24 protein-coding genes are annotated in these 25,688 nt (G+C 59.2%); 8 read left to right on the top strand and 16 right to left on the bottom strand.

The features are described 5' to 3' along the window. Positions 1-92: 92 nt before the first annotated feature. The gene (xsc, locus tag ACOYQJ_RS07540) at positions 93-1,871 is read left to right on the top strand and encodes a sulfoacetaldehyde acetyltransferase (protein WP_422905406.1); all 1,779 of its coding nucleotides are present in this window, start codon (positions 93-95) and stop codon (positions 1,869-1,871) included. A 59-nt stretch (positions 1,872-1,930) separates the two neighbouring features. On the opposite strand, the gene ACOYQJ_RS07535 is transcribed toward xsc, so the two are convergent. Then, positions 1,931-2,782 carry a phosphate acyltransferase gene (locus tag ACOYQJ_RS07535; protein WP_422905405.1) on the bottom strand — a complete coding sequence of 284 codons (852 nt, stop codon included), beginning with the start codon at positions 2,780-2,782 and terminating at the stop codon, positions 1,931-1,933. A gap of 36 nt (positions 2,783-2,818) precedes the next feature. Between ACOYQJ_RS07535 and ACOYQJ_RS07530 the strand changes: the two genes are divergently transcribed. The 5 genes from ACOYQJ_RS07530 to ACOYQJ_RS07510 are packed head-to-tail and all read left to right on the top strand — an operon-like array spanning position 2,819 to position 9,209. Then, positions 2,819-3,952: a citrate/2-methylcitrate synthase gene (locus tag ACOYQJ_RS07530; protein ID WP_422905404.1), complete on the top strand. Its 1,134-nt coding sequence runs from the start codon at positions 2,819-2,821 to the stop codon at positions 3,950-3,952. Continuing rightward, complete coding sequence (locus ACOYQJ_RS07525) at positions 3,949-4,701, top strand: TSUP family transporter (RefSeq protein ID WP_422905403.1); 753 nt, start codon at positions 3,949-3,951, stop codon at positions 4,699-4,701. Before ACOYQJ_RS07530 ends, ACOYQJ_RS07525 begins: the two co-directional genes overlap by 4 nt. Before the next feature lie 58 nt (positions 4,702-4,759). Then, positions 4,760-7,591, top strand: a complete 2,832-nt coding sequence (locus tag ACOYQJ_RS07520; protein ID WP_422905402.1) for a molybdopterin oxidoreductase family protein — start codon at positions 4,760-4,762, stop codon at positions 7,589-7,591. Next, positions 7,588-8,337: a 4Fe-4S dicluster domain-containing protein gene (locus ACOYQJ_RS07515; RefSeq protein WP_422905401.1), complete on the top strand. Its 750-nt coding sequence runs from the start codon at positions 7,588-7,590 to the stop codon at positions 8,335-8,337. The genes ACOYQJ_RS07520 and ACOYQJ_RS07515 overlap by 4 nt, the downstream gene beginning before the upstream one ends. After that, a complete protein-coding gene (locus ACOYQJ_RS07510; protein ID WP_422905400.1) occupies positions 8,337-9,209 on the top strand; it encodes a dimethyl sulfoxide reductase anchor subunit family protein in 873 nt (290 codons plus the stop codon). The genes ACOYQJ_RS07515 and ACOYQJ_RS07510 overlap by 1 nt, the downstream gene beginning before the upstream one ends. Before the next feature lie 20 nt (positions 9,210-9,229). Here the strand turns inward: ACOYQJ_RS07510 and ACOYQJ_RS07505 are convergent, their stop codons facing one another. The 10 genes from ACOYQJ_RS07505 to ACOYQJ_RS07460 all read right to left on the bottom strand — a co-directional run bounded on the left by ACOYQJ_RS07505 (position 9,230) and on the right by ACOYQJ_RS07460 (position 18,278). Next, positions 9,230-10,417, bottom strand: coding sequence for a leucine-rich repeat domain-containing protein (locus ACOYQJ_RS07505; protein WP_422905399.1), 1,188 nt, complete (start codon positions 10,415-10,417; stop codon positions 9,230-9,232). A gap of 10 nt (positions 10,418-10,427) precedes the next feature. Beyond that, positions 10,428-11,039 carry a DUF1523 family protein gene (locus ACOYQJ_RS07500; protein ID WP_422905398.1) on the bottom strand — a complete coding sequence of 204 codons (612 nt, stop codon included), beginning with the start codon at positions 11,037-11,039 and terminating at the stop codon, positions 10,428-10,430. A gap of 10 nt (positions 11,040-11,049) precedes the next feature. Then, positions 11,050-11,316 (bottom strand): hypothetical protein, encoded by a 267-nt coding sequence (locus ACOYQJ_RS07495; protein ID WP_422905397.1) that lies wholly within the window; start codon positions 11,314-11,316, stop codon positions 11,050-11,052. A 66-nt stretch (positions 11,317-11,382) separates the two neighbouring features. Further along, a complete protein-coding gene (locus ACOYQJ_RS07490) occupies positions 11,383-11,631 on the bottom strand; it encodes a hypothetical protein (RefSeq protein ID WP_422905396.1) in 249 nt (82 codons plus the stop codon). A 258-nt stretch (positions 11,632-11,889) separates the two neighbouring features. Further along, positions 11,890-12,912, bottom strand: a complete 1,023-nt coding sequence (locus ACOYQJ_RS07485; RefSeq protein WP_422905395.1) for an aldose epimerase family protein — start codon at positions 12,910-12,912, stop codon at positions 11,890-11,892. Positions 12,913-12,919: 7 nt separating this feature from the next. After that, positions 12,920-13,975, bottom strand: coding sequence for an ABC transporter ATP-binding protein (locus ACOYQJ_RS07480; RefSeq protein WP_422905394.1), 1,056 nt, complete (start codon positions 13,973-13,975; stop codon positions 12,920-12,922). Continuing rightward, positions 13,975-15,078, bottom strand: a complete 1,104-nt coding sequence (locus ACOYQJ_RS07475; RefSeq protein WP_422905393.1) for a glycoside hydrolase 5 family protein — start codon at positions 15,076-15,078, stop codon at positions 13,975-13,977. Before ACOYQJ_RS07475 ends, ACOYQJ_RS07480 begins: the two co-directional genes overlap by 1 nt. 62 nt (positions 15,079-15,140) lie before the next feature. Then, positions 15,141-16,415 (bottom strand): extracellular solute-binding protein, encoded by a 1,275-nt coding sequence (locus tag ACOYQJ_RS07470; RefSeq protein ID WP_422905392.1) that lies wholly within the window; start codon positions 16,413-16,415, stop codon positions 15,141-15,143. A gap of 22 nt (positions 16,416-16,437) precedes the next feature. Further along, the gene (locus ACOYQJ_RS07465) at positions 16,438-17,271 is read right to left on the bottom strand and encodes a carbohydrate ABC transporter permease (protein WP_422905391.1); all 834 of its coding nucleotides are present in this window, start codon (positions 17,269-17,271) and stop codon (positions 16,438-16,440) included. Continuing rightward, complete coding sequence (locus tag ACOYQJ_RS07460) at positions 17,271-18,278, bottom strand: carbohydrate ABC transporter permease (RefSeq protein ID WP_422905390.1); 1,008 nt, start codon at positions 18,276-18,278, stop codon at positions 17,271-17,273. Before ACOYQJ_RS07460 ends, ACOYQJ_RS07465 begins: the two co-directional genes overlap by 1 nt. Positions 18,279-18,438: 160 nt before the next feature. Here ACOYQJ_RS07460 and ACOYQJ_RS07455 point away from each other — a divergent pair, with 160 nt between their 5' ends. Continuing rightward, on the top strand, positions 18,439-19,485 hold the full coding sequence (locus ACOYQJ_RS07455; RefSeq protein ID WP_422905389.1) for a LacI family DNA-binding transcriptional regulator: 1,047 nt from the start codon (positions 18,439-18,441) through the stop codon (positions 19,483-19,485). Positions 19,486-19,609: 124 nt separating this feature from the next. Here the strand turns inward: ACOYQJ_RS07455 and ACOYQJ_RS07450 are convergent, their stop codons facing one another. After that, on the bottom strand, positions 19,610-20,812 hold the full coding sequence (locus ACOYQJ_RS07450) for a M24 family metallopeptidase (RefSeq protein ID WP_422905388.1): 1,203 nt from the start codon (positions 20,810-20,812) through the stop codon (positions 19,610-19,612). A gap of 342 nt (positions 20,813-21,154) precedes the next feature. Between ACOYQJ_RS07450 and ACOYQJ_RS07445 the strand changes: the two genes are divergently transcribed. After that, positions 21,155-21,658 (top strand): P-loop nucleotide/nucleoside kinase family protein, encoded by a 504-nt coding sequence (locus ACOYQJ_RS07445; RefSeq protein ID WP_422905387.1) that lies wholly within the window; start codon positions 21,155-21,157, stop codon positions 21,656-21,658. Between the two features lie 10 nt (positions 21,659-21,668). Here the strand turns inward: ACOYQJ_RS07445 and ACOYQJ_RS07440 are convergent, their stop codons facing one another. The 4 genes from ACOYQJ_RS07440 to ACOYQJ_RS07425 form a co-directional block, all read right to left on the bottom strand. Then, positions 21,669-22,772 carry a 5-methyltetrahydropteroyltriglutamate--homocysteine S-methyltransferase gene (locus ACOYQJ_RS07440; protein WP_422905386.1) on the bottom strand — a complete coding sequence of 368 codons (1,104 nt, stop codon included), beginning with the start codon at positions 22,770-22,772 and terminating at the stop codon, positions 21,669-21,671. A gap of 71 nt (positions 22,773-22,843) precedes the next feature. Next, complete coding sequence (locus ACOYQJ_RS07435; protein ID WP_422905385.1) at positions 22,844-23,206, bottom strand: hypothetical protein; 363 nt, start codon at positions 23,204-23,206, stop codon at positions 22,844-22,846. Continuing rightward, entirely contained in the window at positions 23,203-24,132 is a 930-nt protein-coding gene (locus tag ACOYQJ_RS07430; RefSeq protein WP_422905384.1) for a hypothetical protein, read from the bottom strand. Before ACOYQJ_RS07430 ends, ACOYQJ_RS07435 begins: the two co-directional genes overlap by 4 nt. A gap of 2 nt (positions 24,133-24,134) precedes the next feature. Beyond that, entirely contained in the window at positions 24,135-25,610 is a 1,476-nt protein-coding gene (locus ACOYQJ_RS07425) for an NAD-dependent succinate-semialdehyde dehydrogenase (protein ID WP_422905383.1), read from the bottom strand. Positions 25,611-25,688 lie beyond the last annotated feature (78 nt).

Raw genomic sequence — 25,688 nt, 5'->3', positions numbered from 1 at the left:
AATCTGGCCCTATCCGCCCATCGCCGCGCCCTCTACCGTGGCGCCAAACCTCCGCCGCTTGTGCTGGCATTCCCGTTTCAGGAGACAGACCCATGAAAATGACCACCGAAGAGGCCTTTGTAAAAGTCCTCCAGCGCCACGGGATTGAACATGCCTTTGGTATCATCGGTTCAGCCTTCATGCCGATTTCCGATCTGTTCCCGCAGGCCGGGATCATGTTCTGGGACTGCGCGCACGAAGGCTCGGGCGGGATGATGGCCGATGGCTATACCCGCGCGTCCGGCAAGATGAGCATGATGATTGCCCAGAACGGCCCCGGCATCACCAACTTCGTGACTGCAGTCAAAACCGCCTATTGGAACCATACACCGCTGCTGCTGGTCACGCCGCAGGCGGCGAACAAGACCATCGGGCAGGGCGGCTTCCAGGAGGTTGAGCAGATGGCGCTGTTCAAGGATATGGTGGCCTATCAGGAAGAGGTGCGCGATCCGTCACGCGTCGCCGAGGTGCTGACCCGCGTGATCTCCAAGGCGAAACAGGCAAGCGCACCCGCGCAGATCAACATGCCGCGCGATTACTGGACGCAGATCGTTGATATCGAGATCCCCGAACCGATCAACTTTGAACGCTCTCCGGGTGGCGAAAATTCGGTCGCCGAGGCGGCTGCGCTGCTGTCCGAAGCCAAAAATCCGGTCATTCTGAACGGCGCCGGCGTGGTGCTGTCCAAGGGCGGGATCGCCGCCAGTATGGAGCTGGCCGAACGGCTGGATGCGCCGGTTTGCGTTGGCTATCAGCACAACGATGCCTTTCCGGGCGGGCATCCTCTGTTTGCCGGACCGCTGGGCTATAACGGATCGAAGGCCGGGATGGAGCTGATCAAGGAGGCCGACGTGGTGCTGTGTCTTGGCACCCGGCTCAACCCCTTCTCGACGCTGCCTGGGTATGGGATGGACTACTGGCCTGCTGACGCGAAGATCATTCAGGTCGACATAAACCCGGACCGTATCGGCCTGACCAAGAAGGTCAGCGTTGGCATTGTCGGCGACGCCGCCAAGGTCGCGCACGGTATCCTGCGGCAACTGGCCGAAAACGCAGGTGACGCGGGCCGCGACGCGCGCAAGGCCAAGATCGCCGAGACCAAATCGAAATGGGCGCAACAGCTGTCGTCCATGGATCACGAAGACGACGATCCCGGCACGTCATGGAACCAGCGCGCCCGCGATGACAAGCCCGACTGGATGAGCCCTCGTATGGCATGGCGCGCGATCCAAAGCGCCCTGCCGCGCAACGCGATCATCAGCAGTGACATCGGCAACAACTGCGCCATCGGCAACGCCTATCCAACCTTTGACGAGCCGCGCAAATACCTTGCTCCTGGCCTGTTCGGTCCCTGCGGATACGGCCTGCCTGCCATCATCGGGGCCAAGATCGGCTGCCCGGATGTGCCTGTGGTGGGCTTTGCCGGGGACGGCGCCTTTGGCATCTCGGTGACCGAACTGACGGCCATCGGGCGTGCTGAATGGCCGGCCATCACGCAGATCGTCTTCCGCAATTACCAATGGGGGGCGGAAAAGCGGAATTCGACCTTGTGGTATGACGACAACTTTGTCGGGACCGAGTTGGACGAGGATGTGTCTTATGCCGACATCGCCAAGGCCTGCGGTCTGCAAGGTGTCAAGACGCGTACGATGGATGAACTGACAGCGGCGCTGGATAAGGCGATCAAGGACCAGATGGAACATGGCAAGACCACGCTGATCGAAGCTTTGATCAACCAAGAACTTGGCGAACCCTTCCGCCGCGATGCGATGAAGAAACCCAACGTGGTGGCCGGCATCGACAAGGCCGACATGCGACCACAGAGAGTTTGAGGCCGACAAATTCCTTTCAAAGGAATTTGCAAATCTCTTTGGAAGAGATTTGGCCCCGCCTAGGTCAAAGCGACGGTCACTGCCGTGGCCGCCACGATATCAGAGACATTTGCCCCCCGGCTCAGATCGCAGACCGGGTGGCGAAAGCCTTGCAAGATTGGCCCAAGCGCCTGCGCGCCCGCCAACTCCTGCGCCAGCTTGTAGGCAATGTTGCCTGCATCCAAGGAAGGGAAGATCAACACATTGGCGTCCCCCGCCCCCATCCCCTTCTTTTCCGCGATACGCGGGTTCAACGCCGCGTCCGCCTGCACCGGGCCGGTAAAGCCCCCGATCTCAGCGGCGCGACGCACGGTTTCGACGCTGTCGCCCGCGCCGCTGGTTCCGGTTGAAAAGGACAGCAGCGCGACCCTTGCCGCGCCCAGAAGCGCCTTGGCTGATGTCTCGGATGCGCGCGCGATGCTGGCCAGCCCTTCTGCATCCGGCGCAACGTTCACCGCGCAATCGGCAAATACCATCTCACGTCCATCCGGGAAGACCATCAGGAAAAACGATGATGGCAGGGCGACCCCGTCAGCCAATCCAATCCCGATGCTGGCCGCTTCGATCACCCGCCGGGTTGGGCTGTCGGCGCCCGCGACCATGCAATCCGCCTCTCCTGCTGCGACCATGGCTGCCGCACGAAACAAGGGCTTGGCCAGCATCCTGCGTGCGATGCCTTCTTTCATGCCGCGCGCGTCGACCAAAGCGGCCAATTGCGCCTCGGTTGGTTCTGACAGGCGCAGGGGTTCGCAGAGCCCGTCTGCCTTGAGCTTCTTGCAGGCCTCAGCCACGCGTGCATCCGCCATCTCGGGGAACACAACCCGCGCGCCGCGCCCACGGGCGCTTTCGAAAATCTCATCCAGGATCGGCATGCCATCCTCCTCTGTTCACTCGAAAAGGAGCCCGCAATGAGCGACGACGTCAAGATCAACCGAGGGCTTAAAGGCATCTATTTCGAGCGCTCCGGGGTCAGCCATATTGATGGGGCCAAAGGCGAGTTGCTGTATCGCGGCTACACAATTCACGATTTGGCGCAGCACAGCACCTTTGAAGAGGTTTGCTACCTGCTGATCCACGGCGAATTGCCCAACGAGGCGCAGCTTGCCGGGTTCGACGCCCAGCTCAAGGCGGCGCGCGAATTGCCGCCGCAGATCTACGACATCATTCGCGCCACCAAGGACGGCCATCCCATGGACGTGCTACGCACCTGTGTCAGCGCGCTTGCTGCGCTGGAACCGTCCAGCCATGAAAAGGGCGAAGAGGGGTTTCTGAAGAACGGTATTCGACTGACCTCACAGGTGCCGATGATCATCGCTGCGCATGAAGCGATCCGCAATGGTCGCGACCCGGTGCCAGCGGAACGGACCCTCGGCCATGCCGCCAACTGGCTGTGGATGCTCAAGGGGGAAAAGCCGTCAGATGACGCGGCGCGGCTGGCGGATGTCGATTTCATTCTGCACGCTGAGCACGGGGCGAATGCCTCAAGCTTTGCGGCACGGGTGACTGTGGGGACCGAAGCAAACCTGCACGGGGCCATGGTCACTGCCCTGTCCACCCTCGCAGGCCCTGCCCATGGCGGCGCCGCAGAGGATGTCATGAAGATGGTCCAAGAGATCGGCAAACCCGAAAACGCGGCCGCCTATGTCAAAGAGAAACGCGGCAACCGTGAGGCTGTCACCGGCTTTGGCCACCGCGTCTATCGCGCCGAAGATCCGCGCGCGCGTCATATGCGCGACGGTGTGCGCAAGTTGGGCGAAGAAATGGGGGCGCCCGAGTGGTACGAGATCCTGCAAGCGGTGGTCGAGGCGATGAAGCCCTATGCCCGCCACGGCCTGAACGTGAACGTCGACTTCTATTCTGGCGTCATCTATCAGTTGCACGGCATTCCGATGGACCTGTATGTCCCGATCTTTGCCATCGGCCGAATGCCGGGCTGGCTGGTTCAATGCCTTGAACAGCAACGCAGTAATATCCTGATCCGTCCGCTGACCCTGTACAACGGTCCCGAAGCGCGCCCCTACAAGGCCATCGACCAAAGGTGAGCGGTCTTCTCGATCTACCGCCCGGCGTCGCGGGATTGGCTATCGGCTCCTGCTTTGCAGCGGGCGCGATCCGCGGTTTTGCGGGTTTTGGCCTGTCGGCGCTGGCCATGGCGATCCTTGCGAGCTTTATCTCTCCGGTCCAGCTGCTTCCGGTCTTCTGGTTTCTGGAAATGGCGGCGAGCCTGATCCTGATGAAAGGCGGCTGGGCAGATGCCGAGCGTACCACAGCGCTGACGCTGATTGTCAGTTCTGCGTTGGGTTTGCCGCTCGGCTTGTTGTTCAGCCTGTCGCTCGATCCCGGTGTGTCCAAGACGCTAGCGCTATTGGTGCTGATCGTTTTGGCACTGGCGCAATTGGCCCGGCTGCGCCTGCTGTTTCTGGCCACGCGTCCCGGCACAATGCTCAGCGGATTTTGTGCCGGACTGATCACCGGGATTTCCGGGGCAGGCGGCATGTTCATCGCGATTTATGCGCTGGTTCGGGGTCTGCCCGCACGGCAGATGCGTGGTACGTTGAATATCTACATCCTCGGCGGCGGCACACTTGGGCTGATCAGCCATCTGGTGGTGGGCACGATGACCGGACAAGCCGCTCTGCGCGCCGTTGTTCTGATCGTGCCGACACTGGCGGGGCTGTTTCTGGGCCGCGCGCTGTTCACTCCAAAGTGGGAACCCTATTACCGCCCCGTTTGCCTTGGCCTTTTGATTTCACTCGCGGCCATGGGACTTTTGAGATTGGGGATTAGCTGATGTGGGGCCTTGCACAACACGGCCAAGGCGTTAGCGTCGCGATTCAGGGAGTTAACGCATGACAAAATACCGGCAGCCAGCCTTGAACACCTCGCCCCATGTATCGGACGAGGTTCGCAAGACCACCTGCTACATGTGCGCCTGCCGCTGCGGGATCAACGTGCATATGAAGGACGGCAAGGTCGCCTATATCGAGGGCAACCGCGATCACCCGGTCAACAAAGGGGTGCTTTGCGCCAAGGGCAGCGCCGGTATCATGCAGCACAATGCGCCCTCGCGCCTGCGTGCGCCTTTGAAACGCATCGGACCGCGCGGGTCCGGCAAGTTTGAGGAAATTACTTGGGACGAGGCGTTGGAGATTGCCACTGGTTGGCTGGCCCCCCTGCGTGCCGAGGCGCCCGAAAAACTCGCCTTTTTCACCGGACGCGATCAAAGCCAAAGCTTTACCGGCTTTTGGGCGCAGCAATTTGGTACGCCCAATTTCGCGGCGCATGGTGGGTTCTGCTCAGTCAACATGGCGACGGCGGGTATCTACACCATGGGAGGCGCCTTCTGGGAGTTCGGCTCGCCGGATTGGGAGCATACCAAACTGTTCATGATCTTTGGTGTGGCCGAGGATCACGATTCCAATCCGATCAAGATGGGGATCGGTCGGCTCAAGGAGCGCGGGGCCAAGGTGATCGGAGTGAACCCGATCCGGTCCGGCTATAACGCCGTGGCGGATGAATGGATTGGCATCATGCCGGGCACGGACGGGTTGTTCATCATGTCGCTGATCCATTGCCTGCTGACAGCGGGCAAGATCGATCTTGATTACCTTGCCCGTTTCACCAATGCGCCGGTGATCCTGAATGGCGATCCGAAGTCGCCCGACTATGGCCTGTTTCTGCGCGATGAAAACGGCAAGCCGCAGGTCATCGACCGCGTGACCGGCAAGTTGACAGCTTTCGATCAACCGGGCGTAAAGCCGGATCTGACCGGCCATTTCCGCAAGGCGGGCATCACCCACGCCGCTGTCATGCACAAGATCGCGGAACGCTATTTGGATCCGCAGTATGCCCCGGAACAGATCGGCCCAAAGACCGGGATCGAGCCCGCGCGCATCCGAACCATCGCCGCCGAACTGGCCCGCACCGCCTTTGACGAGGCGATTGAGCTTGACCAACCCTGGACAGATTTTCGCGGTGACCGGCACGAAAAGATGATCGGGCGCCCGGTCAGCTTTCACGCCATGCGCGGGATTTCGGCCCATTCCAACGGCTTTCAGACCTGCCGCGCACTGCACATCCTGCAGATCCTTCTGGGCGCGGTCGAAACACCCGGCGGGATGCGCTTTAAACCGCCCTATCCGAAGGCGGCCGAGACGCATCCGAAACCGCACTTTACCGCCACGCCCGGCGCACCCTTGGATGGCCCGCACCTAGGCTATCCGCAGGGTCCGGCTGATCTTGCACTGGACGCCAACGGCAAGGCGATCCGCATCGACAAGGCCTTCACCTGGGAAAACCCGCTTTCGGCGCACGGCTTGATGCATATGGTCATCTCGAACGCTCATGCCGGAGATCCCTACAAGATCGACACGCTGTTCTTGTACATGGCGAACATGGCGTGGAATTCGTCGATGAACACCCGCGCGGTGATGGAGATGCTGACCGATACCGACGAGGACGGAGAATACGTGATCCCGCGGATCATCTATTCCGATGCCTACAGCTCGGAAATGGTGGCCTATGCCGACCTGATCCTGCCAGACACCACTTACCTTGAACGGCACGATTGCATTTCGCTGCTGGATCGCCCGATTTCCGAACCGGACGCGGCCGCGGACGCGATCCGCTGGCCAGTGGTGCAGCCTGACCGCGATGTTCGCGGCTTTCAGTCCGTGCTGATCGACCTTGGGGCGCGGCTGGGCCTGCTCGGATTTGTCGATGACAACGGCGAGGCGCGTTATGCCGATTACGCCGATTACATCACCAACCACCTGCGCAAGCCCGGGATCGGCCCGCTTGCGGGCTGGCGTATGTCCGAACGCGGTCTGACCCATGGTCGGGGGGATCCCAATATCGCCCAGATCGACAGCTATATTGCGAACGGCGGCTTTGCCACCTTCCACATCCCGGACGAGGCCCAGTTCTACAAGCCTTGGAACATGGCCTATCAGGACTGGGCCGTGCAAATGGGGCTGTTTGATGCGCCCGCGCCCTATCTGTTCCAGCTGTACGTCGAACCGCTTCGCCGTTTTCAGTCCGCTGCCGAAGGGAAAGGCCCGCATCAACCGCCCGAGCATCTGCGCGAAAGGATCAAGGCCACGCTGGACCCCCTGCCGCTTTGGTATGCCCCGCTGTCAGACGCGCACGAAGACCCTGCCGAATTCCCGGTGCACGCCCTGACGCAACGTCCCATGGCGATGTATCATTCCTGGGGCTCGCAAAACGCGTGGCTACGGCAAATCCATGGTCATAACCCGCTGTATCTGCCGACCTACTGGTGGGAAAAGCTGAACATGTCTGACGGCGATTGGGTGCGCGTCACCTCGTCCCACGGGGAAATCACCGTTCCTGCCGCCCATATGGCCGCCCTGAACAAAGACACGGTCTGGACTTGGAACGCCATCGGCAAGCGCAAAGGCGCATGGGCGCTGGACCCGGACGCGCCCGAGGCGACCAAGGGTTTTTTGCTCAACCATCTGATCCACGAGCTTTTGCCGCCCAAAGGCGACGGGCTGCGCTGGTCCAACTCGGACCCGGTCACAGGGCAGGCGGCATGGTTTGATCTGCGTGTGCGACTTGAAAAGACGAAATCGCCCGGGGAAAGCCTGCCGAGTTTCTCTGCCCAAAGCTCGCCCGTGCCGCCCGCCCCGACTGAATTGCGCTGGAAGGTGAAGCCATGACCGATCTTCCGACCTCGACCCAAACCAAGCTTGGACTTGTGATCGATCTGGATACCTGTGTTGGTTGTCACGCCTGCGTGGTGTCCTGCAAAGGCTGGAACACCGAGAATTACGGCGCGCCTTTGTCCGATCAGGACCCTTACGGCGCCGACCCGACAGGCAGCTTTCTGAACCGCGTGCACAGCTACGAGGTGCAGCCGGAGTCGGGCGCGGCGCAATTGATCCACTTTCCCAAATCCTGCCTGCATTGCGACGACGCGCCCTGCGTCACCGTCTGCCCCACCGGCGCAAGCTACAAGCGTGTAGAGGACGGCATCGTTCTGGTGAACGAGAGCGATTGTATCGGCTGTGGTTTGTGCGCATGGGCCTGCCCGTATGGCGCGCGCGAACTGGATGCCGCCGAGGGGGTGATGAAGAAATGCACCCTCTGCGTCGACCGGATCTATAACGAAAATCTGCCCGAGGAGGATCGCGTTCCGGCCTGCGTGCGTACATGTCCGTCAGGCGCGCGGCATTTCGGCGATCTTGGTGACCCCAGCAGCGCCGTCAGCCAACTGGTGGCCGAGCGCGGCGGGGTGGACCTGATGCCAGAACAAGGCACCAAACCCGTCAACAAATACCTGCCGCCACGCCCCAAGGACACGTGGGAAGGGCAGGTCGATGTGCTTGCCCCCTTCCTTGCGCCTGTCGCGGAAGAACCGCGTGGCTTTCTTGGCTGGCTCGACAAAGCGTTGGAGAAGCTCTGATGCATCCGGCTCCATCGATCATCGCATTTACCACCTTTTCCGGCCTCGGCTTTGGCCTGCTGTTCTGGCTTGGCATCGACGCCATACCGCCCACTGGCGGGACGGCTTTTGTCTTTTTCCTGATCGCCTATCTGCTGGCCGTGGGCGGGCTGATGGCCTCGGCCTTTCACCTTGGCCGCAAGGAGCGCGCACTCAAGGCGTTTTCGCAATGGCGCACAAGCTGGCTGTCGCGCGAAGCATGGCTGGCCTTGGCGGCGCTTGGCCTTTCGGGTCTATACGCCCTGTTCTTGGTGTTTTTTGACATCCATATTGCTCCGCTGGGTTGGCTGGCCGCGATACTCTGCCTTGCCACCGTCTTTGCGACCTCGATGATCTATGCGCAGTTGAAGACTGTGCCGCGTTGGCATCACTGGACGACACCGCTGTTGTTCTTGCTTCTCAGCCTGTCGGGCGGTGCGTTGCTGTCCGGCAGGGTTTCGATCACCGCGGCGGGGTTGGTGTTGTCGGGGCTGGTGCAGATGTATATCTGGTACGATGGTGACAAACGCTTTGCCCAGTCTGGCACCACACTTGCGACGGCTACCGGTCTTGGTCCGATCGGCACCGCCCGCGCGTTCGAGCCGCCGCATACCGGCAACAATTACTTGCTGCGCGAAATGGTCTTTGTCGTGGGGCGCAAACATGCCGCGAAACTGCGGGTGATCGCGCTGGCCTTGATGAGCGTACTGCCCATTCTTTGCCTTGCCTTGCCATTCAACCACATCCTGGCGGCGCTGGCAGTGCTCTCGCACGTCGCGGGGGTACTGACCGCCCGCTGGCTGTTCTTTGCCGAGGCAGAGCACGTTGTGGGCCTTTACTACGGCAAACGGTAAGGCCCCCGTATGGTCCGCGCCTACTCGGGCAGGACCCGCTGGGCGATGAACTGTTCCAAACGCTCCCGCGCGACCATTTTTTCATCATCGATCCGCAGCGCTTGCAGGGCGTCCATGTCCAGCAAAGGTTTCAGATCGCCCACGCGTGTGTGGTTCATCCACAGGATCGTCACCTTGTCCAGCGCCGCCAGCGCATAAGCCTGCGTGGCGGGAATGCCTGAGATCGAAAGTTGTTCGATCGACGGCAACCCGGCCAACGGCCCTAGGTCTGCCACCTTCGTGTCAGTCAGCCATAGCTTTTTCAGCGCGCGCAGATTGGCAAGTGGAGACAGGTCAGAAACGGGTGTCTCGCGCAGGTCCAGTTCTTCGAGCAGCGGCAGATGGTGGATTCCGGTCACATCCGCAACCTTGCTGCCGCGCAGATCAAGATTGCGCAGCTTTTTGGCGACCGAGAGAGCTGAGATATCTTCCAGTGCACTGTCCAAGGCGCTGAGATTCATCAAACTGTCCGGGTGCGGAAGACTGTCCAGCGAGGTGACCTCAGAGCCATTGAGGACAAGAAACGCCAGATTGGGACTGCCGGACAGCATCGACAGGTCGTCCAGCCGCTCGCCCCGCATGATGAACCTGCGCAGGTTCAGCGCCGCGACAGCCGACAGATCAGTTGCACCTGTATTTGCCAGAACAAGGCTTTGCAGGTCGGTCAGCCGCTCCAGCCCGTCCAGCGCGGGCAAGGGTGTGTCGACCAAGGTCAGATCGACCAGCGGCGGCAGGTTGGCCAGCTTCAGACCGGGCAGGCCGGACACATTCACAAAGCGCAGTTTACGCAATTGCGCCACGCGGGCCAGACCAGAGAAATCGTCCGCAGAGACACTTTTGAATCCCAGATCCTCGACTTGAAGTTCACCAAGGGCACCGGGGTCTGAAACGGTCAGGTTCTCCAACCTCAGATTGTTGAGATTTGGCAGATTGGCCAGCGCCGCGATGGACACCGGTGGACGTTGCCCTTCGGGTCCGATCAATTCCACCGATTCTGCCCAGTCCAGAACGCCGATCCCGCTTAGATCGGCACCGTCTTGGCGTAGTTTCACGGTGACGTAACTGCTGCCGGTGTTGTGGCACTTGCCTAGAAACTCGACACAGTCCTGCTGTGCCGCCAAGGGCGCGGCCAACATCCACAAGGCAAAGGTCAGAAAAACAGTTCGCATGATGGCCCTATTAACGACTGAAAAAGCGCCGCAAACGGCTGCCACCTGCGTGTACCGAATCCTCGACGCTTTCCAGCGCAGGGTCGATGCGGCGTTCGCGGAAGCGGACCCAGCGAACGCGGAGAGCCCAAAAGGTGGCGGCAAGCAAAGTCAGGATGAAGATGTTCAGCCAGGGGATAATGCGCACGTCCGGGTCATCGACCGGACGCACGGATATGGCGTTGGGGAAGATCGTCATGAACTCGTTCCGCCAGCCATAGTGGGTGATCACCACCCATTGCGGATCGCTCGCGATCGAGCGGAGGTCAGCCGCCTCGGCCTGAAGGTTCGAGGTGTCGAACTTGAAATACGGCGGCCAACCCCAGCCGGTGTCCTCGTTGCGGTAAACCATGACGTCATCGCCGCGACGGCGGGTCTGGATAAAGAACACATCGCGGTTTTGCAGTGTCCCATCGGTGCCCACGTCGGCCTGCGCCCAGAACAGGCTGTTTTCGCCCGGATCAATCCGCTTTTCATAGGTGTCGGTGATGCGCGCGATATCGTGCTGCGGCAGCGTATAGTGCAGGAACGCCGCGACCAGCAGCCAGAACGCCGTGATAAACACCCATTTCACATAGACCATCCTGGCCTCCTTAGCGGAAATTCGTCAGATAGATGATAGTGCCAATCAACACCAAAGGCACCACGTAAACCCCAAGGATCAATTTGCGCCTGAGCGAGTGATCATAGTCCTTGAGGCCTTCTTCGACAAAGGTTTCGCGATCGCCAATCCGGCCCTCGTCGTTCCACTCGTTGATCAGCTTGGCCCGCCGCACGCGGCGCGAATAAATCGACAGGGCCACGTAGACCACGGTCAAAATGATGAAGCCGACCACCAATAGCTGAAGAAGCGCATACATGAACCTTGGTCCCCTTTGCCCTTCACCTGACTGGACGGCGCGGGAAAATCAAGACCCGGACGTGCGTCACCATACGGACTCTTTCCAGCGGCTCGGGGCGGTGATGACAACCAGCAACATGATTGGCCCCCAGACAAGAGCGGCTTTGGCCCCCAGCCAAAGAAAATGCCGCCAGCCCTGCGACTCTCCAAAGAATGAGGCGAAAGTCACGCCGCGCCAAAAGTACAGCGCCGCGAACAGGCCTGCCGAAAAGGCCCAAAGCAACAGCAGTGAAAGGACAAATGTCGCGACGATCCCAGCCATGCTTTCCGGCATCAACGCTTCAATCCCCCGCGTCACAAGGATTGCAGCAAGTATGAGCAAAGCGACAGGAAGGGCGAGACCAATGAGCATGACTTATAGATGTGCGTTTGCTTCGCCGGGGTCAACGCAGGCGGTCAGCGAAAAATCGGTATGGCTGGTTTGAGCCCATTTTACCGGATGCTGCACGATGCATGAAAGTCCGCTCAATTGGCTGCAGGCAATAGCATTACCCTTGTAACTTCCGCCGTCCCAGGATGATGAATCGGCCTTCTAATCCCACCCAACTTGCCTGCGGTTCCGTTGAAAGCGATAGCGGATCTGGTGAGAATATGTCTCACTCGGCAGGAGTATGGCACTCGGAAAATCGGGGCGGTTTGGCGCATCCGGCCAGCTTTGCGTTTCCATCGCGATCCCTGCGAACGGTCCGTAGCGATAATCATCCAGCCCAGGCAGTCCCTCTTTCGGGATGTACCCACCATCGTAGATCTGAAGCCCTGGCTCGGTGGTTTCGACACGCATGGCGATCCCGCTCTCGCCGCTGAATAGTTCGACCACAGGTCGTAGGGGAACCTGGCGGGCGGACAGGCAGAAGTTGTGATCAATTCTCCTTGATTCAAGCTCGCGCGCTGTGCGGAAATCAAAGGGTGTTTCTGCCACGTCTGCCACCTCACCAGTTGGGATCAGATCATCATCGACGGGAAGGTAAGATTGCGCATCTATCCACAGTAAATGGTTCGTAATGTCGGCACCACCATCCAGATTGAAGTATCCATGATGTGCAAAGGAACAAGGACTTGGGGCGTCGGTCGTTGCCTGAATGTCGATGGCAAGGTCACCGTCACCGCCAAGGAAAAAGCGTGCGCTTACCGACATTTCGCCGGGGAACCCCATATCTCCGTCCGGCAAAGTCAGATCAAGGCGCAGGCTGTCTGCGGAGAGCGCGCCAATTTTCCAGACTTTCTGCCCTGTACCAACCGGGCCACCATGTAAGGCATGGCGACCGAGCCAATTGGCCGGAACATGGTTAGTTTCGTCGCCTATGCTGAACTTTCCGTTAGCAATCCGGTTCGCAAACCGTCCGACGATCGCGCCGAAATACGTCATCGGCCCAAGATATGGCTTCAGCACAGGCGCACCAAGGACGAGTGGATGGTCTACCCCGTCGAGCCGCAAATCCTGAACCGTTGCGCCGTAGGTGAGGATATTCGCAGTCAGCCCCCCGCCGACAATGGATACACGGTCCACCGGTGTTCCATCCGGCAGCATTCCAAAGGGCTGAATTTTCGGTGTCACAGGCGTCTTATCCGCGCAGACGCTGTTCTGTTTCGGCGTCGAAGAGGTAGAGCCGCTTGGGATCAAACTTCAGGCCCACACGTTGACCTTCATTGACCCGTTCATCCCCGCGCTCTTCGATGACAATTTTCTCGCCGGTGTCCGAAACCAGATAGGCGAAGGACACACCGCCCAGGCTTTCCACCAAATCAACGTGCAGGGCATCGCCTGCTGGATCGATTTCAAGGTGCTCGGGGCGCAGTCCGGCTGTAATGGCCTTACCAGTCGCGCCCGACAGGTTCGGGACGGTCATCTTCAAGGACGGGATCGTCACTCCGTCTTCGCCTGCTGTCGCATCGAGGAAATTCATTGCAGGCGAGCCGATAAATCCTGCGACGAATTTGTTGTCGGGATCACGGTACAGGTCTAGCGGCGAGCCAACTTGTTCAATCTGCCCCAACCGCAACACCACGATCTTATCGGCCAGCGTCATCGCCTCGACCTGATCGTGGGTCACGTAGATCATCGTAGCACCGATTTCCTTGTGCAGACGGGCGATTTCAACCCGCATCTCGACCCGCAATTCGGCATCAAGGTTGGACAAGGGTTCGTCGAAGAGGAAAACTTCGGGGCCGCGGACGATGGCACGCCCGATGGAAACACGTTGTCGTTGACCACCCGAAAGTGCCGCGGGCTTTCGGTCCAGATATTCATCCAGTTTCAGAATGCGGCTGGCTTCAGCAACCTTCTTTTCAATCTCGGGTTTGGCGTGGCCGTTCATACGCAGGCCGAAGCCCATATTCTCCTTCACGGTCATATGCGGATAGAGCGCATAAGTCTGGAAAACCATCGCGACACCACGATCAGACGGGTCGAGTTTTGTCACGTCCCGCGCACCGATGGTCATCGTGCCAGCGGTTGTCTCTTCCAATCCCGCGACCATGCGCAACAAAGTTGACTTGCCACATCCGGACGGGCCGACGAAAACACAAAATTCGCCGTCTTCGATTTGCATGTCGATCCCGTGGATCACCTGCACGTCACCATATTTCTTGACGACGTTATTCATCGTGACGCCTGACATCAGATTGCCGTCCTTTCATGCATCCGCGCTTCGCTTGAGGTAAGCCGCTTGATGGTTTCAATTTCTCGTTCGTCGTAGGGTCGCCCGTCCTCATGCAGCAAATCGTGGAACCAGATGTCACGGCTCGGATCTCCGCCATGCGCCTTGACCAACTCGTCTGGCCACGGCACCCACGTCTGCGTGCGACCCTTGACCAGCCCCCATTGAAAACATCCGACAAGACGGTCATGAAAAAGCTCGAGTTGGTCACTGATCTGGCTATCGACAGCGCGGGCCATCCACTCGGTGCACAGGATCGGGCGGTCGAGGACGGTCAGAACGTCTATAAATTCGGACACACGTGCGCGGTTCCAGTAGGCGTGGAATGTGACAATGTCTGAATGCAGCAATGCGCTGCGGTCAATCTCGGTTTGGTAAGGGTGACTGTCATCGCCCGGCAGTGGGGTAGTCCATGCTGCGACCGTCAGCGGTTGGATCGGATATTGTGACCTTGCCCATTCAAAGCAGCTTTCCATCAGTGACAAAGCGCTTTGTTCAAGTGCAGAAGCGTAATGCTCAAAATCACCATCCGAAAAATTCATCCGGTTGCCGGGTTCATTATACAAATCCCAGAACAGGATGCGGCGGTCGTCACGGAACTTGCGAACGACTGCCTGAACGTAGGCTTGCAAGCTCTCACGCTGTTCGGGGTCCATAACAATTGCCCGACCCGGTGAGGCGACAGCGCGACTGTTGTGAACGCCAGGCACTGGCTCGGCCTGCGATCCCCAAACAGGTTCATCCCCGCCAAATCCGCAATCATCAAACAGGCATGGGATTGTGTCGATGCCAAGACCGTGGGCCACGTCCATTACCTGATCGAGTCGATCCATAAGCCCGTCGGCGTCATGAACCCAACCAAGATACGGCAAGTTGACGCGGATTGCGTTGAAACCAATGTCGGCCGCCCAACCAAGTTCCCGTATAATCGTCGGCATATCGAAGGTATCGGGATGCCACATTTCGATGAAGTTGACAGCGGTCGAGGGTAGAAAGTTGAAACCACAGACCCAAGGGCGGCCTTGCCACCAGTCTTTGGCGTGTTTGCTTGTCCAACGGGTCATGGGCGCACCTTTGTTCGTAAAACGTGAACCGCCCCGCTGGTTGCAACGGGGCGGTAGGTTTCTTAGCGGTCCAGCAGGTCCTGAACTTCGATCTCTGCGTCAGCCAATGCATCGCCAACAGGCTTGTCTGTCAGCCAGATGGCCTGAAGCTCACGGTTGAGCACGTCCTGGATTGCGCCGTAACGCTCAGACGGTGGCGTGTCGCGTGCGATGGCGGCTGTGCCGGTGTATTCATCGCGATGCGGCAAGCCTTGGTAGGCTGCGCTTTCAACCACAGATGTGCGAACCGACATGTGGCCAGTGCGGGCCCAATCGATGTTATGGTCGTTGATGAACGCCATGACCTTCAACGCAGCGGCACGCTGCTCTCCCTCAAGGGATGCAGGAATTGCCCACATGTGGCTGTCGGCCCAAGTCGCACCCGTTGCGAACAACGTCGGGAAGTCGGCAACATAGTAGTTGTCGAGGCCGACTTCTTCCTTAGCGGCTTCAGCAGTGTAGAAATCAACGACCCATGTGCCGTTGACCAAAATTCCGGCCTCGCCATTCAGGAACGCTTGCTGGCTGTCTGCGTAGTTTAGCTGCGGATTGGCCAACTCGGCATCAAACAGCTGGGTGATGGCCGTGACAGCATTTTGCGCTTCGGGTGTGTTGATGGTCGCCGTGCCGTCATCTGTGAAGATGTTGGCGTCCTGCTGCCACAAGAGCGCCAGAACCGTCCGCACACCCAATGGGAACTGGGCAAAGTCAGCGGCAAGGTAATCCTGCCCGGTCGCGTCCTTGAACTGCTGCGCATGAGCAAGGAGCTCATCCGGTGACGTTGGCAGCACAGGCTTGCCATCTGCAACCAAACCGGCTTGCTCCATCAGGTCCATGTTCACGTGCCAGAGGTTGGCGTGGAAATCCATTGGGACGCCGTAGATGCCACCATTGAAACTGACAGCATCCAAAGCTGCTGGCGACCAGTCGGATGGGTCGATGCCGGCTGCTTCCAACTCGCCGGAAATCTCGGCGATTGCACCAAGACCGGCAAACTCGGGCACACGGTGTCGGTGCATGACGTGAACGTCGGGGGGCGTACCACCCGCATAGGCGGCTTTGACTTGATCGTAGTAATTGCCCCAGTCAGTGGGCAGGGTGTTGATGCTGATCCCATCAAGCTCGGCATCGGCGGCGTTGATAATAGACTGAATGATGCAGGCCTCACCTGCGGATGCAGTGGTGTCCGTACCTGCGTCCTCACATGCTCCGAAGAACCGGCCCAATGTAATCTCTTGTGCGGGTGCCGTTGTGGCTATCCCTGCGGCCATAGCCGCCGTTAGAAGCGCATATTTCATAAGTTTCCTCCCTTAGTGTGCGTTAGCCCTTTGATCCGCCGGCCGTCATGGCTTGAACCACGTACCGCTGGAAAATCAGGAACAAGATGACAACCGGAAGGGACGCGATCACGCCCGAGGCCATGACACGGCCCAGCCCTTCTGATTGCGCGAAGTTTGATTGAATGGATGCAAGGCCCAAGGTGATCGTGAAGTATTCCCGCTGCTGGGCGCTGACGAGCGGCCAGAGGTAGTCGTTCCAAGCATAGAGGAACGTCAGGATGGCAAGCGTCATCATGGCAGGGCGCGCCAGCGGCAGCATGACGTACCAGAAAATCTTGAGCCATGTGACACCGTCCAAACGGGCGGCCTCCTCGATGTCTTTTGGGATCGCCTTGAAGAACTGCATCATCAAGAAAACCCCGATCGGCACAGCCATGCGCGGCAGGATCAATGCGTGATAAGAATTGTGCCAGCCAAACTCGGCGAACATCGTATAGAGCGGGATGAACACGGCCTGTTCGGGAACCATCAGACCAATCAGGCAGATCACCATGATTGTGCGCTTGAACGGAAAATCCATCCGCGCCAGCACGTAGCCTGCGGTGGTTGAGACAAACAGAACGCCCAACGTCATACCAACTGCCACGATGATCGAGTTCATGAACCACCACGGCGTCTGGCCAAACGAAAACAGCGCTGCGTAGTTCTCCGCTGTAAAGGGCAGCGGGATCAGACCGAAGAAGGTCGATGATGTTGTTCGGGCCAGAACCTCGTTGGGTTGGAACGACAGCGACACCATCCAAAGTGTTGGCACGAGCCACAGAAATGCGGGGATCGAGAGGCCGAGGACAAGCCAGTAATAGCTGCGATTCATCAGTCTTTCTCCCGCCCGATTACGAATTGGATGATCGAGAACGACCCCATGATGAGGAACAAGAACACGGCCATGGCGCTTGCGCGGCCAAGTTCGCTATCGCGGAAACCGGTCTGATAGATGTAGCGGACGAGCACTTGCGTTGAATCGTTCGGACCACCTTGGGTCATCAGGTGCGGTTGACCAAAAACCTGAAAATGCAGGATGATTTGCAGGATCACGACGACCGAAATCGTGCGTGTCAGGTTTGGTAGGGTGATGAACCAGAAGGCTTTCCAGCCGCGCGCATTGTCGAGCGCAGCAGCCTCGTAAATATCTTTGGAGATGTCCTGAAGTCCCGCCAGAAACAGGATCATGGCAATGCCGAGTGACCACCAAACTGTCGCGATGACAATCGCCGCCATGGCGAACTGTTGATCTGTTAGCCAGTTAATCGGCGTGCCACCGAAGGTTTCAGTGATGTTCGCAATCAAGCCCTGACGCGGCGAAAACATAATTTGCCAAATCAACGTCACAACCGTGACCGAGAGCACCTGACTGAGGAAAAACAATGTTCGCAGAATGCCCATCGCACGGGTTTCGCGGTTGAGCGCTGACGCCAACAGAAGCGCAAAAATGGTCACACCGGGAACTGCAAAGCCGACAAACACCAGCGTGTTGCCGACCGTAGGCCAGAACCGCCGGTCATACCAACGTCCTCCTTCTCCCGGATGAAAGCCGGGGAGGACAACCAAGAGCACTGAAACGACGCCAAGGGCGATCACATTGAAGCGGCTCAAACGGCCCATCCGGGAGAGGAAGATCGAAAGCACGGCGCCCGCGAGGCCGAGCGACTGCAAAATAGGGGCGTTGAAAACGGACCATGTGATGCCTTTGCCCCACATCACCCTTTCGTAATTTCGCAGGCCCACGAATTCTTTTGCGTCAGGGTTGAACGCGACGGCCAGCAGGTTCCAATCGTGCAGCGATATCCAGACTCCACGAAAGAACGGATAGATCAGGAACAAGGTGTAGGTGATGAGGAATGGCGCAAGCAAAAGCCAAGCGGCTTGCGTCTGCGATAGTTTTGACCGCGAAGCCATCGATCGCCTCCTCCCAAAGTGCGTTGATTCTTCTTGTGCTAAAATTATTAGCAATATTTATTAGCGCAAAGCAAGGAATATAATTTTGGCAAGAAAACCTAATGAAAAAGGCACGTCGCGCGTCACGATGAAGGACGTCGCCCTTCACGCTGGCGTCTCACAATCCACCGTTTCGTTTGTGTTGAATGGTCTGGAGGACATGCGCATCAGCCGCGAAACCCGCAAACGGGTGACGGACGCGGTAGACGCTTTGGGCTATCGCCCGCGCGGTGCAGGCCGTCCCCCAAAGTCCGCTGGCCTTGGTGTCATCGGCTTGATGCTGGACGAAATCGCAACCAGTCCCTTTGCCGCAATCTCAATTGAAGGCGTCCAGGAAGAAGCCTGGAAAAACGACATCATCGTCGAAGTCGTCATGACGGGGGGCGATGCGCAATATGAGGCGGAGGTTCTCAAGAAATGGGCGCATGACGGCGTTGTCGGCGTCATCTACGGCTCAATCCTGACCCGCGAAGTTGTACCGCCAGACGGTTTGGCACGCCACCGTGCAACACTGCTGAATTGCTATGACGCGGCAGGCAAATACGCATCCGTCGTCCCAGCCGAACGGCGCGGTGGAGAAGAAGCGACAAAAGCACTCCTCGCAGTAGGGCATCGCCGCATCGCGTTCATTTCAGGTGAAAGCTGGATGGAAGCCTCTGACCAGCGGATGGAAGGCTACGAACGCGCGCTTCGCGCGGCCCGTATCCCGGTTGACCCGAGCCTCATCGTCGAAGGCAACTTCCTGCCCAGTGGGGGCCGCGAGGCCACATTGAAACTTTTGGCTGGAAAGACCCGCCCCGACGCCATCTTTTGCGCCAACGATCTGATGGCGGTCGGCTGCTACGAGGCACTCAAGGAACTTGGCGAGATTATTGGTGAGACCATCGCAGTCATGGGATATGACGATCAGGAAATTGCCCAACATCTTTCACCCGGTCTCAGCACCGTTTTGCTACCCCATCGTGAAATGGGCCAATGGAGCGTGAAAGAACTGCTGAAGATTAATGAATTGCCCTCAATTGAGCGAATGGAGTGTCCAGTGGTCACTCGGCAATCGCACGTGCTTGGCGCGGCTCAAGCTCGTACCGACTGACACCCAAAGCAGTCATTGGCGCAGCCGCCGCGAAAAGGCGTTTTGTCCGCAAAGAGAACATCCAATAAAGGGGTGGTCCGGACGAAAATGTAGCGCCCCGATGTGAAGCGGGGCGCTGTGGAGTTTAGCTGACCACGTTGAACTCTGGCCCGTAGGGATAGCCTGTGATGTTGTCATTGCCGTCTTCGGTGATGACAAGGATGTCATGCTCGCGGTAGCCGCCCGCGCCGGGGGTGCCCTCGGGAATGGTCAGCATCGGTTCCATGCTGATGACCATGCCCGGTTCCAGCACCGTGTCGATATCTTCGCGCAGCTCCAGCCCGGCCTCGCGCCCGTAGTAGTGCGACAGCACACCGAAGGAATGGCCGTAGCCAAAGGTGCGGTATTGCAGCAGGTCGCGTTCTGCAAAGAATGCGTTGATCTTGTTCGTTACCTCGGCGCAGGAGGCGCCGGGTTTCAGCAGGGCCATGCCGTATTCGTGCGCGGCGACGTTCGCCTCCCAGATCTTCAGCGATGCCGGATCGACCTCTTCGACAAACAGGGTGCGTTCGAGTGCGGTGTAATAGCCCGAGATCATCGGGAAGGTGTTCAGCGACAGGATATCGCCGCGCTGCAAGGCGCGCGCGGTGACCGGGTTATGGGCGCCATCGGTGTTGATGCCGGACTGGAACCAGACCCATGTGTCGCGGTATTCCGCATCGGGAAAGCGTTTGGCGATCTCAAGTTCCATCGCGTCGCGGCCCGCCATGGCAACGTCAATCTCGCGCACGCCTGCCTTGATGGCGTCTTTGATGGCATAGCCACCCACGTCGGCAACCTGCGCGCCGTGGCGGATCAGGGCAATCTCGGCCTCGGATTTGTGCATCCGCTGGCGCATGGTGGCGGGGGCGATGTCGAGTGTAACCGACGGCTTCAGGAAATCTTCCAGAAGGTCGCGCTGAGCCAGCGTAAGGTGGTCACCTTCGAAACCGATGGCCTTGCCGGTGCCGATCACGGATTCAATCGCGCGCCAATAGTTGTTCCGCTGCCAATCAGTGTAGGTGATGTTGTCGCCGTGGCTGCGCCGCCAAGGTTGCGCCGCGTCGATGCCGGCGCTGATCGTGACGCTTTCGGTATCGGTGACCACAAGGCCATAGGGCCGCCCGAAGGAACAATACAAAAAGCCCGAGTAATAGGCGATGTTGTGCATCGAGGTGAAAACGCAGGCCTGCACACCGGCCGCGTCCATCCGTTCGCGTAGCCCGGCAAGGCGCGCGTCATATTCCTCGGACGCAAAGGGCAAAACCTTTTCGCCCTGATGAAAACGGTACTGTTGGGGACGTTCCATGAAACCCTCCTGAGAAGCGCGAAGGGGAACCTTCCCCCACCGCATTGGCAAAGCAAGGTCCCGGCGTTCAGGACGGATCAGGGCTTTGAAAAAGACGACGCCATCGTCTGCCCTTGGCGCGAAGATGCGCTGGGCCGCGTGGTTTGGCAAGCCTCTTCGCAAGCGGGACGTTGCACCAGACACCACTTTTCTTGTAATTTATGGCGCATGAGAACCCGTACTCGAAACCTGGTCGTTTGCCAGAGCAACCGAATTACCATCCCGGCCTGATACGCCGGGCCGGGTATCCTGCATCCAATTTGAACTTACATGCGCGCAGTCCGCGCCAATTTCGGTATTCTCATGTCTCAACAACAACCAACCCTGCACCTTGTGTGCGGGAAAGCTGCCTCTGGTAAATCCACGTTGACCGCCCAGTTGGGCGCGCAACCAAACACTGTCGTCATCGCCGAGGATGACTGGCTTTCGGTTCTGTACGCCGACCAGATGGGCTCGATCGCCGACTATGTGCGCAACGCGTCCCGGCTGCAAAAGGTGATGGGTCCGCATGTGGCCAACCTGCTGGGCGCGGGGATGTCCGTCGTGCTGGATTTCCCGGGCAATACCGTCGCGCAGCGGGCGTGGATGCGGGACATTCTGCACAGAACGAAGGCCGCGCATAGGTTGCACGTCCTCGATGTGCCGGATCATGTTTGTCTGGAAAGACTGCGTGCTCGAAACGCCAGTGGCGACCATCCCTTCGCGCTGAGCGAAGACCAGTTTGCGCAGCTGTCCAAACATTTTGTCCCGCCCACCGCCGACGAAGGTTTTGACGTCGTTTTGCACCGGTGGGCGGACCAGTCGTAGTCGGGGCGGGTCATACGCCGCCCCAAAGCTCCTCGGCGCAGCGCACGACCAGTTCCAGTTTGCGGCGCTGGTCGTCCTCGCTCAGGGCGTTGCCATGTTCGGTCGAGGCAAAGCCGCATTGCGGGGCGATGCCCAGCTGATCCATGTCGACGTATTTGGACGCCTCGTCGAACTTGGACTTGAGCCAGTCCATGCTTTCCAGTTCGGCGGATTTGGTGGTGATAAAGCCCGGCATGATGCGCTGTTTGCCTTTCGGCAGCAGCTTCAGTGGCTCAAGGCCGCCTGCGCGCTCGGTGTCATACTCCATAAAGAAGATATCGACACCGGTGGAAAAGATCGCCTCGGCGGCTTGGTCATAGGCCCCTTCGGCAGCGTGTGCATTGCGAAAGTTGCCGCGGCACATGTGCATCCCGATGGTCATATCCTCCGGGCGGTCCTTGATGGCGTTGCGCATCATGTCGGCGTATTTGCTGATCAGCCAATCGGGGTCCAGGCCCGCCTCGGCCTTTTCGGCGCGGTGCTTGGGATCGCAAAGGTAGGCGAAAAAGATGTCGTCCAGTTGCAGATAGCGGCAACCCGCTTCGTAAAACTTGGCGACGGTCTTTTGATAGGTCTTGGTGATCGCATCAAACAGCACTTCGATATCGCGGTAGGGCTCATAGCGGATGCGGTCCGGGTTCAGACGAAAATGCACAGCCGATGGGCCGGGAACCGAGATTTTCGGGCATTGAGTGGTGTGCTGCGCGACGAATTTGAAGTGCTCCAGCATCGGGTGATCGTCCGGGAAATCCAGCGGACCGTTGATTGCGGGAAAGACGCCGGGGGATTTGACGCCCTTGAAGTTGAAACCTTCGCCCTCGTCCTCTTCGATATCGAGGCCGGTCAGCATGTCCATGAAATCGTAGTGCCAGAATGCGCGGCGCGCTTCGCCATCGGTGATCGCCTTGATCCCGGCGTCTTCCTGCATCTTGATCAGACGCGGAATTTCGCGGTCTTCGACTTCGCGCAGGGCGTCGCCTTTCAGGCCAGCGGCGCGCGCTTCGGCAACGGCCTTCGGGCGCAACAGGCTACCAACGTGGTCGGCGCGGAACGGCGGTCTGGGTGCATCACTCATGTTTGGGTCTCCCGGTTGTGTTCGCCAATGTCATGACACGTTTTTCTATTCGGGAAAACGGGTCCAAAAGGTCAAGTCCCGGCCGTTCTGAGCCACAGCTTGTACTGCAGTCGCGCGCCATTGCGGCGCGCCATCGTCAGCTTTTGGCGCAGCAGGGCGAAGGCGCGCGCGGGGTCCCGATGGTCGTCCCAGTTTTCGCCCTGCGGATCCGCGCCAAGAATTTCCCATCCGATATCGCGCGGCGGTTCGTGCAGGGTATAGGCGGCGGCCTCCATCAAGTGAACGCCTTCTCCTTGTGCAAGCGCATACCGGGCCAGCGCCTCGGCCTGAGCCGCGCTCAGCCAGGGCGAGCCTGCTCCGCTGCGTGCCGCGGCGGCCCAATCCTCCAGCAGGCTTGGCAAAGGTCGCGGTTCCGGTGTCAGAAGATCGGTCATGACGCACCTTTCATGGGCCATCCGGCGCGAACCAGCGCCTGCACGATGCGCGTTTCGGCATCGGGGCGACTATCATCAATGGCCATATCACGCAGAAACCACCAGAGATAGGCGGCATAGTCGGGTCGCAGGTCGGGGACGGCGCCAAGGGTCGCTTCAGCGCCAAGGTCATGCGCCTTCGCGGCGATGTGGTGGAAATCGATGCGGCCAAACAATGCGGCAGGTTTTTCAAGGAAATATCCCGCCAGAGCCACCGAGGAATTCATCGTGACGACATAGTCGCAGACCGGAAGAAACCGGTCTGTTTCACCTTTGCCATAGCTCAGGCGGGGGAAGCGATGGGAGAGGTCTTCAAGCGCGGCAATCTCTTGCGGGGAATAGGTTTCGCTTGGGTGCAGCGTCGCGTGGATGCGGTGAGTCTTGTCATGCTCAAGAACCGCCTGAACCATTTGCAGCGGGGTACAGGTTTGAAAACTGCGCTTTTCCAGCAGGCGCCCTTGCAGCGGGATCAGGACCAACCCATCGCGGGATGTCGTTGCGCCGGGAAAGTGGCGGGCCCGCATGTTGGTCATGAACCTTTCGGCCTTGTGCGGTTTCACATCTGCCGGATCAAAGCTGGCCTTGGCCACAGGCCAATCCCAGCGCGCGGCGCTGCCTTCGATATGCCAGAAAGGCGCAAAATAGGTTCGGCGAAAGGTCACGCCGCGCGGTGATGGTGGATCGATCATCCGAACGATCGAATATCCCGACCGGTCGCGTGCCTTTGCCAGTTCATCGGGATCATCGCCGCATATCCGGACGTCAAACCCGTTGTCGCGCAGCACGCCGCAGAGTGTGGTCAGGAACCCGCGCCGCCCCTCTTCGACGCGGCGGCGCAGATCAGGATAGAGGTAGAGCCGCGCAATCCGCGGCTCAGACCCGCCCATGGTCAGACACTCATGCAGACGTATTTCATCTCGAGGTAATCCTCGATGCCGTGATGGCTGCCTTCGCGGCCAAGGCCGGATTGCTTGACCCCGCCAAAGGGCGCCACCTCGGTCGAGATGATGCCGGTGTTGACCCCGACGATGCCGTATTCCAGTGCCTCGGCGACCTTGTACACACGGGACAGGTCCTTGGCGTAGAAATACGAGGCAAGGCCAAAGATCGTGTCGTTCGCCATGGCAATCACGTCATCCTCGTTTTCGAACTTGAACAGCGGTGCCAGCGGGCCAAAGGTTTCGTCCTTTGAAAAGGCCATGTCCTGCGTTGCGCCGGTGACGACGGTCGGGGGCAGGAAATAGCCCGGCCCCTGAATGGGCTCGCCGCCGCCAAGGATCACCTTTGCGCCTTTGGCGGTGGCATCCGCCACATGTTCCTGCACTTTTGTGATGGCGTCGGAATTGATCAGCGGACCAAGATCCGTGCCCTCTTCAAGGCCATCACCGACCTTCATTTTCTCAACGCGTGCCTTCAGCTTCTCGGCAAAGGCGTCATAGACCCCGGCCTGCACATAGATGCGGTTGGCGCAGACGCAGGTCTGGCCGTTGTTGCGGAACTTGCACAGGATCGCGCCTTCGACGGCAGCATCCAGATCGGCGTCGTCAAACACGATGAAAGGCGCGTTGCCGCCCAGCTCCATCGAGCACTTCATCACCTGATCCGCCGCCTGTTTCAGCAGGATGCGGCCCACTTCAGTCGAGCCGGTAAAGGTCAGTTTGCGCACCTTTGGGTTCTCGCAGAATTCCTTGCCAATATCCGAGGAGCGCGAAGAGCAGACAACGTTGAACACACCCGCCGGGATGCCGGCACGTTCGGCCAGAACACCCAAGGCAATGGCCGACAGAGGCGTTTCTGCTGCAGGGCGCGCGACAAAGGCGCAGCCAGCGGCCAGTGCGGGCGCAGCCTTGCGGGTGATCATGGCGTTGGGGAAGTTCCAAGGCGTGATCGAAGCCGCGACACCGATGGGCTGTTTCATCACCGTGATGCGTTTGTCGCGCTGGTGGCCGGGGATTGTCTCGCCGTAGATGCGTTTGGCTTCTTCACCAAAGAATTCGACGAAAGAAGCGCCATAAGCGATTTCGCCCTTGGCTTCGGCCAGCGGTTTGCCCTGCTCGGCGGTCATTATGGTGCCAAGATCGTCCTGATTTTCCATCATCAGATCAAACCACTTGCGCATCACGGCGGCGCGTTCCTTGCCCGTCCATTTGGCCCAGTCCTTTTGCGCTACATAGGCGGCGTCAATAGCCTGCCCGACCTGAGCGCGTGACAGATCGGCGACCTCGGCGATGACGTCGCCGCGCGCGGGATTTGTCACATCGAAGGTGCCGTCGCCCTCGACCCATTGGCCGTTCACATAGGAGCGTGTTTCGAGAAGGCTGGGATCCTTCAGCAGGCTTTTGAGATTTGTGGACTGATCAAGCATCGGATCCTCCTGAATGTGTTTGAATCTCTTGGCAAAAGGCAGAACATTTGGTGAGGTAAAAGTATAGGGCCAGTTAGA

This window comes from Pacificoceanicola algae (genome assembly GCF_049341065.1).
Classification (GTDB): domain Bacteria; phylum Pseudomonadota; class Alphaproteobacteria; order Rhodobacterales; family Rhodobacteraceae; genus Pacificoceanicola.
The sequence above is the reverse complement of the archived record's forward strand: the minus strand, read 5'-3'. Positions and strand labels throughout refer to the sequence as shown.

Bases quoted from the DNA above. Each gene is read 5' to 3' on its own strand.
- ACOYQJ_RS07490 (WP_422905396.1), bottom strand. From the start codon at position 11,631: ATGCCGGAAAGCATGGCTGGGATCGTCGCGACATTTGTCCTTTCACTG.
- ACOYQJ_RS07505 (WP_422905399.1), bottom strand. From the start codon at position 10,417: ATGCGAACTGTTTTTCTGACCTTTGCCTTGTGGATGTTGGCCGCGCCC.
- ACOYQJ_RS07465 (WP_422905391.1), bottom strand. From the start codon at position 17,271: ATGAATCGCAGCTATTACTGGCTTGTCCTCGGCCTCTCGATCCCCGCA.
- ACOYQJ_RS07470 (WP_422905392.1), bottom strand. From the start codon at position 16,415: ATGAAATATGCGCTTCTAACGGCGGCTATGGCCGCAGGGATAGCCACA.
- ACOYQJ_RS07440 (WP_422905386.1), bottom strand. From the start codon at position 22,772: ATGAGTGATGCACCCAGACCGCCGTTCCGCGCCGACCACGTTGGTAGC.
- ACOYQJ_RS07450 (WP_422905388.1), bottom strand. From the start codon at position 20,812: ATGGAACGTCCCCAACAGTACCGTTTTCATCAGGGCGAAAAGGTTTTG.
- ACOYQJ_RS07495 (WP_422905397.1), bottom strand. From the start codon at position 11,316: ATGTATGCGCTTCTTCAGCTATTGGTGGTCGGCTTCATCATTTTGACC.
- ACOYQJ_RS07430 (WP_422905384.1), bottom strand. From the start codon at position 24,132: ATGGGCGGGTCTGAGCCGCGGATTGCGCGGCTCTACCTCTATCCTGAT.
- ACOYQJ_RS07480 (WP_422905394.1), bottom strand. From the start codon at position 13,975: ATGTCAGGCGTCACGATGAATAACGTCGTCAAGAAATATGGTGACGTG.
- ACOYQJ_RS07445 (WP_422905387.1), top strand. From the start codon at position 21,155: ATGTCTCAACAACAACCAACCCTGCACCTTGTGTGCGGGAAAGCTGCC.
- ACOYQJ_RS07535 (WP_422905405.1), bottom strand. From the start codon at position 2,782: ATGCCGATCCTGGATGAGATTTTCGAAAGCGCCCGTGGGCGCGGCGCG.
- ACOYQJ_RS07510 (WP_422905400.1), top strand. From the start codon at position 8,337: ATGCATCCGGCTCCATCGATCATCGCATTTACCACCTTTTCCGGCCTC.
- ACOYQJ_RS07475 (WP_422905393.1), bottom strand. From the start codon at position 15,078: ATGACCCGTTGGACAAGCAAACACGCCAAAGACTGGTGGCAAGGCCGC.
- ACOYQJ_RS07520 (WP_422905402.1), top strand. From the start codon at position 4,760: ATGACAAAATACCGGCAGCCAGCCTTGAACACCTCGCCCCATGTATCG.
- ACOYQJ_RS07425 (WP_422905383.1), bottom strand. From the start codon at position 25,610: ATGCTTGATCAGTCCACAAATCTCAAAAGCCTGCTGAAGGATCCCAGC.
- ACOYQJ_RS07435 (WP_422905385.1), bottom strand. From the start codon at position 23,206: ATGACCGATCTTCTGACACCGGAACCGCGACCTTTGCCAAGCCTGCTG.
- ACOYQJ_RS07515 (WP_422905401.1), top strand. From the start codon at position 7,588: ATGACCGATCTTCCGACCTCGACCCAAACCAAGCTTGGACTTGTGATC.
- xsc (WP_422905406.1), top strand. From the start codon at position 93: ATGAAAATGACCACCGAAGAGGCCTTTGTAAAAGTCCTCCAGCGCCAC.
- ACOYQJ_RS07500 (WP_422905398.1), bottom strand. From the start codon at position 11,039: ATGGTCTATGTGAAATGGGTGTTTATCACGGCGTTCTGGCTGCTGGTC.
- ACOYQJ_RS07530 (WP_422905404.1), top strand. From the start codon at position 2,819: ATGAGCGACGACGTCAAGATCAACCGAGGGCTTAAAGGCATCTATTTC.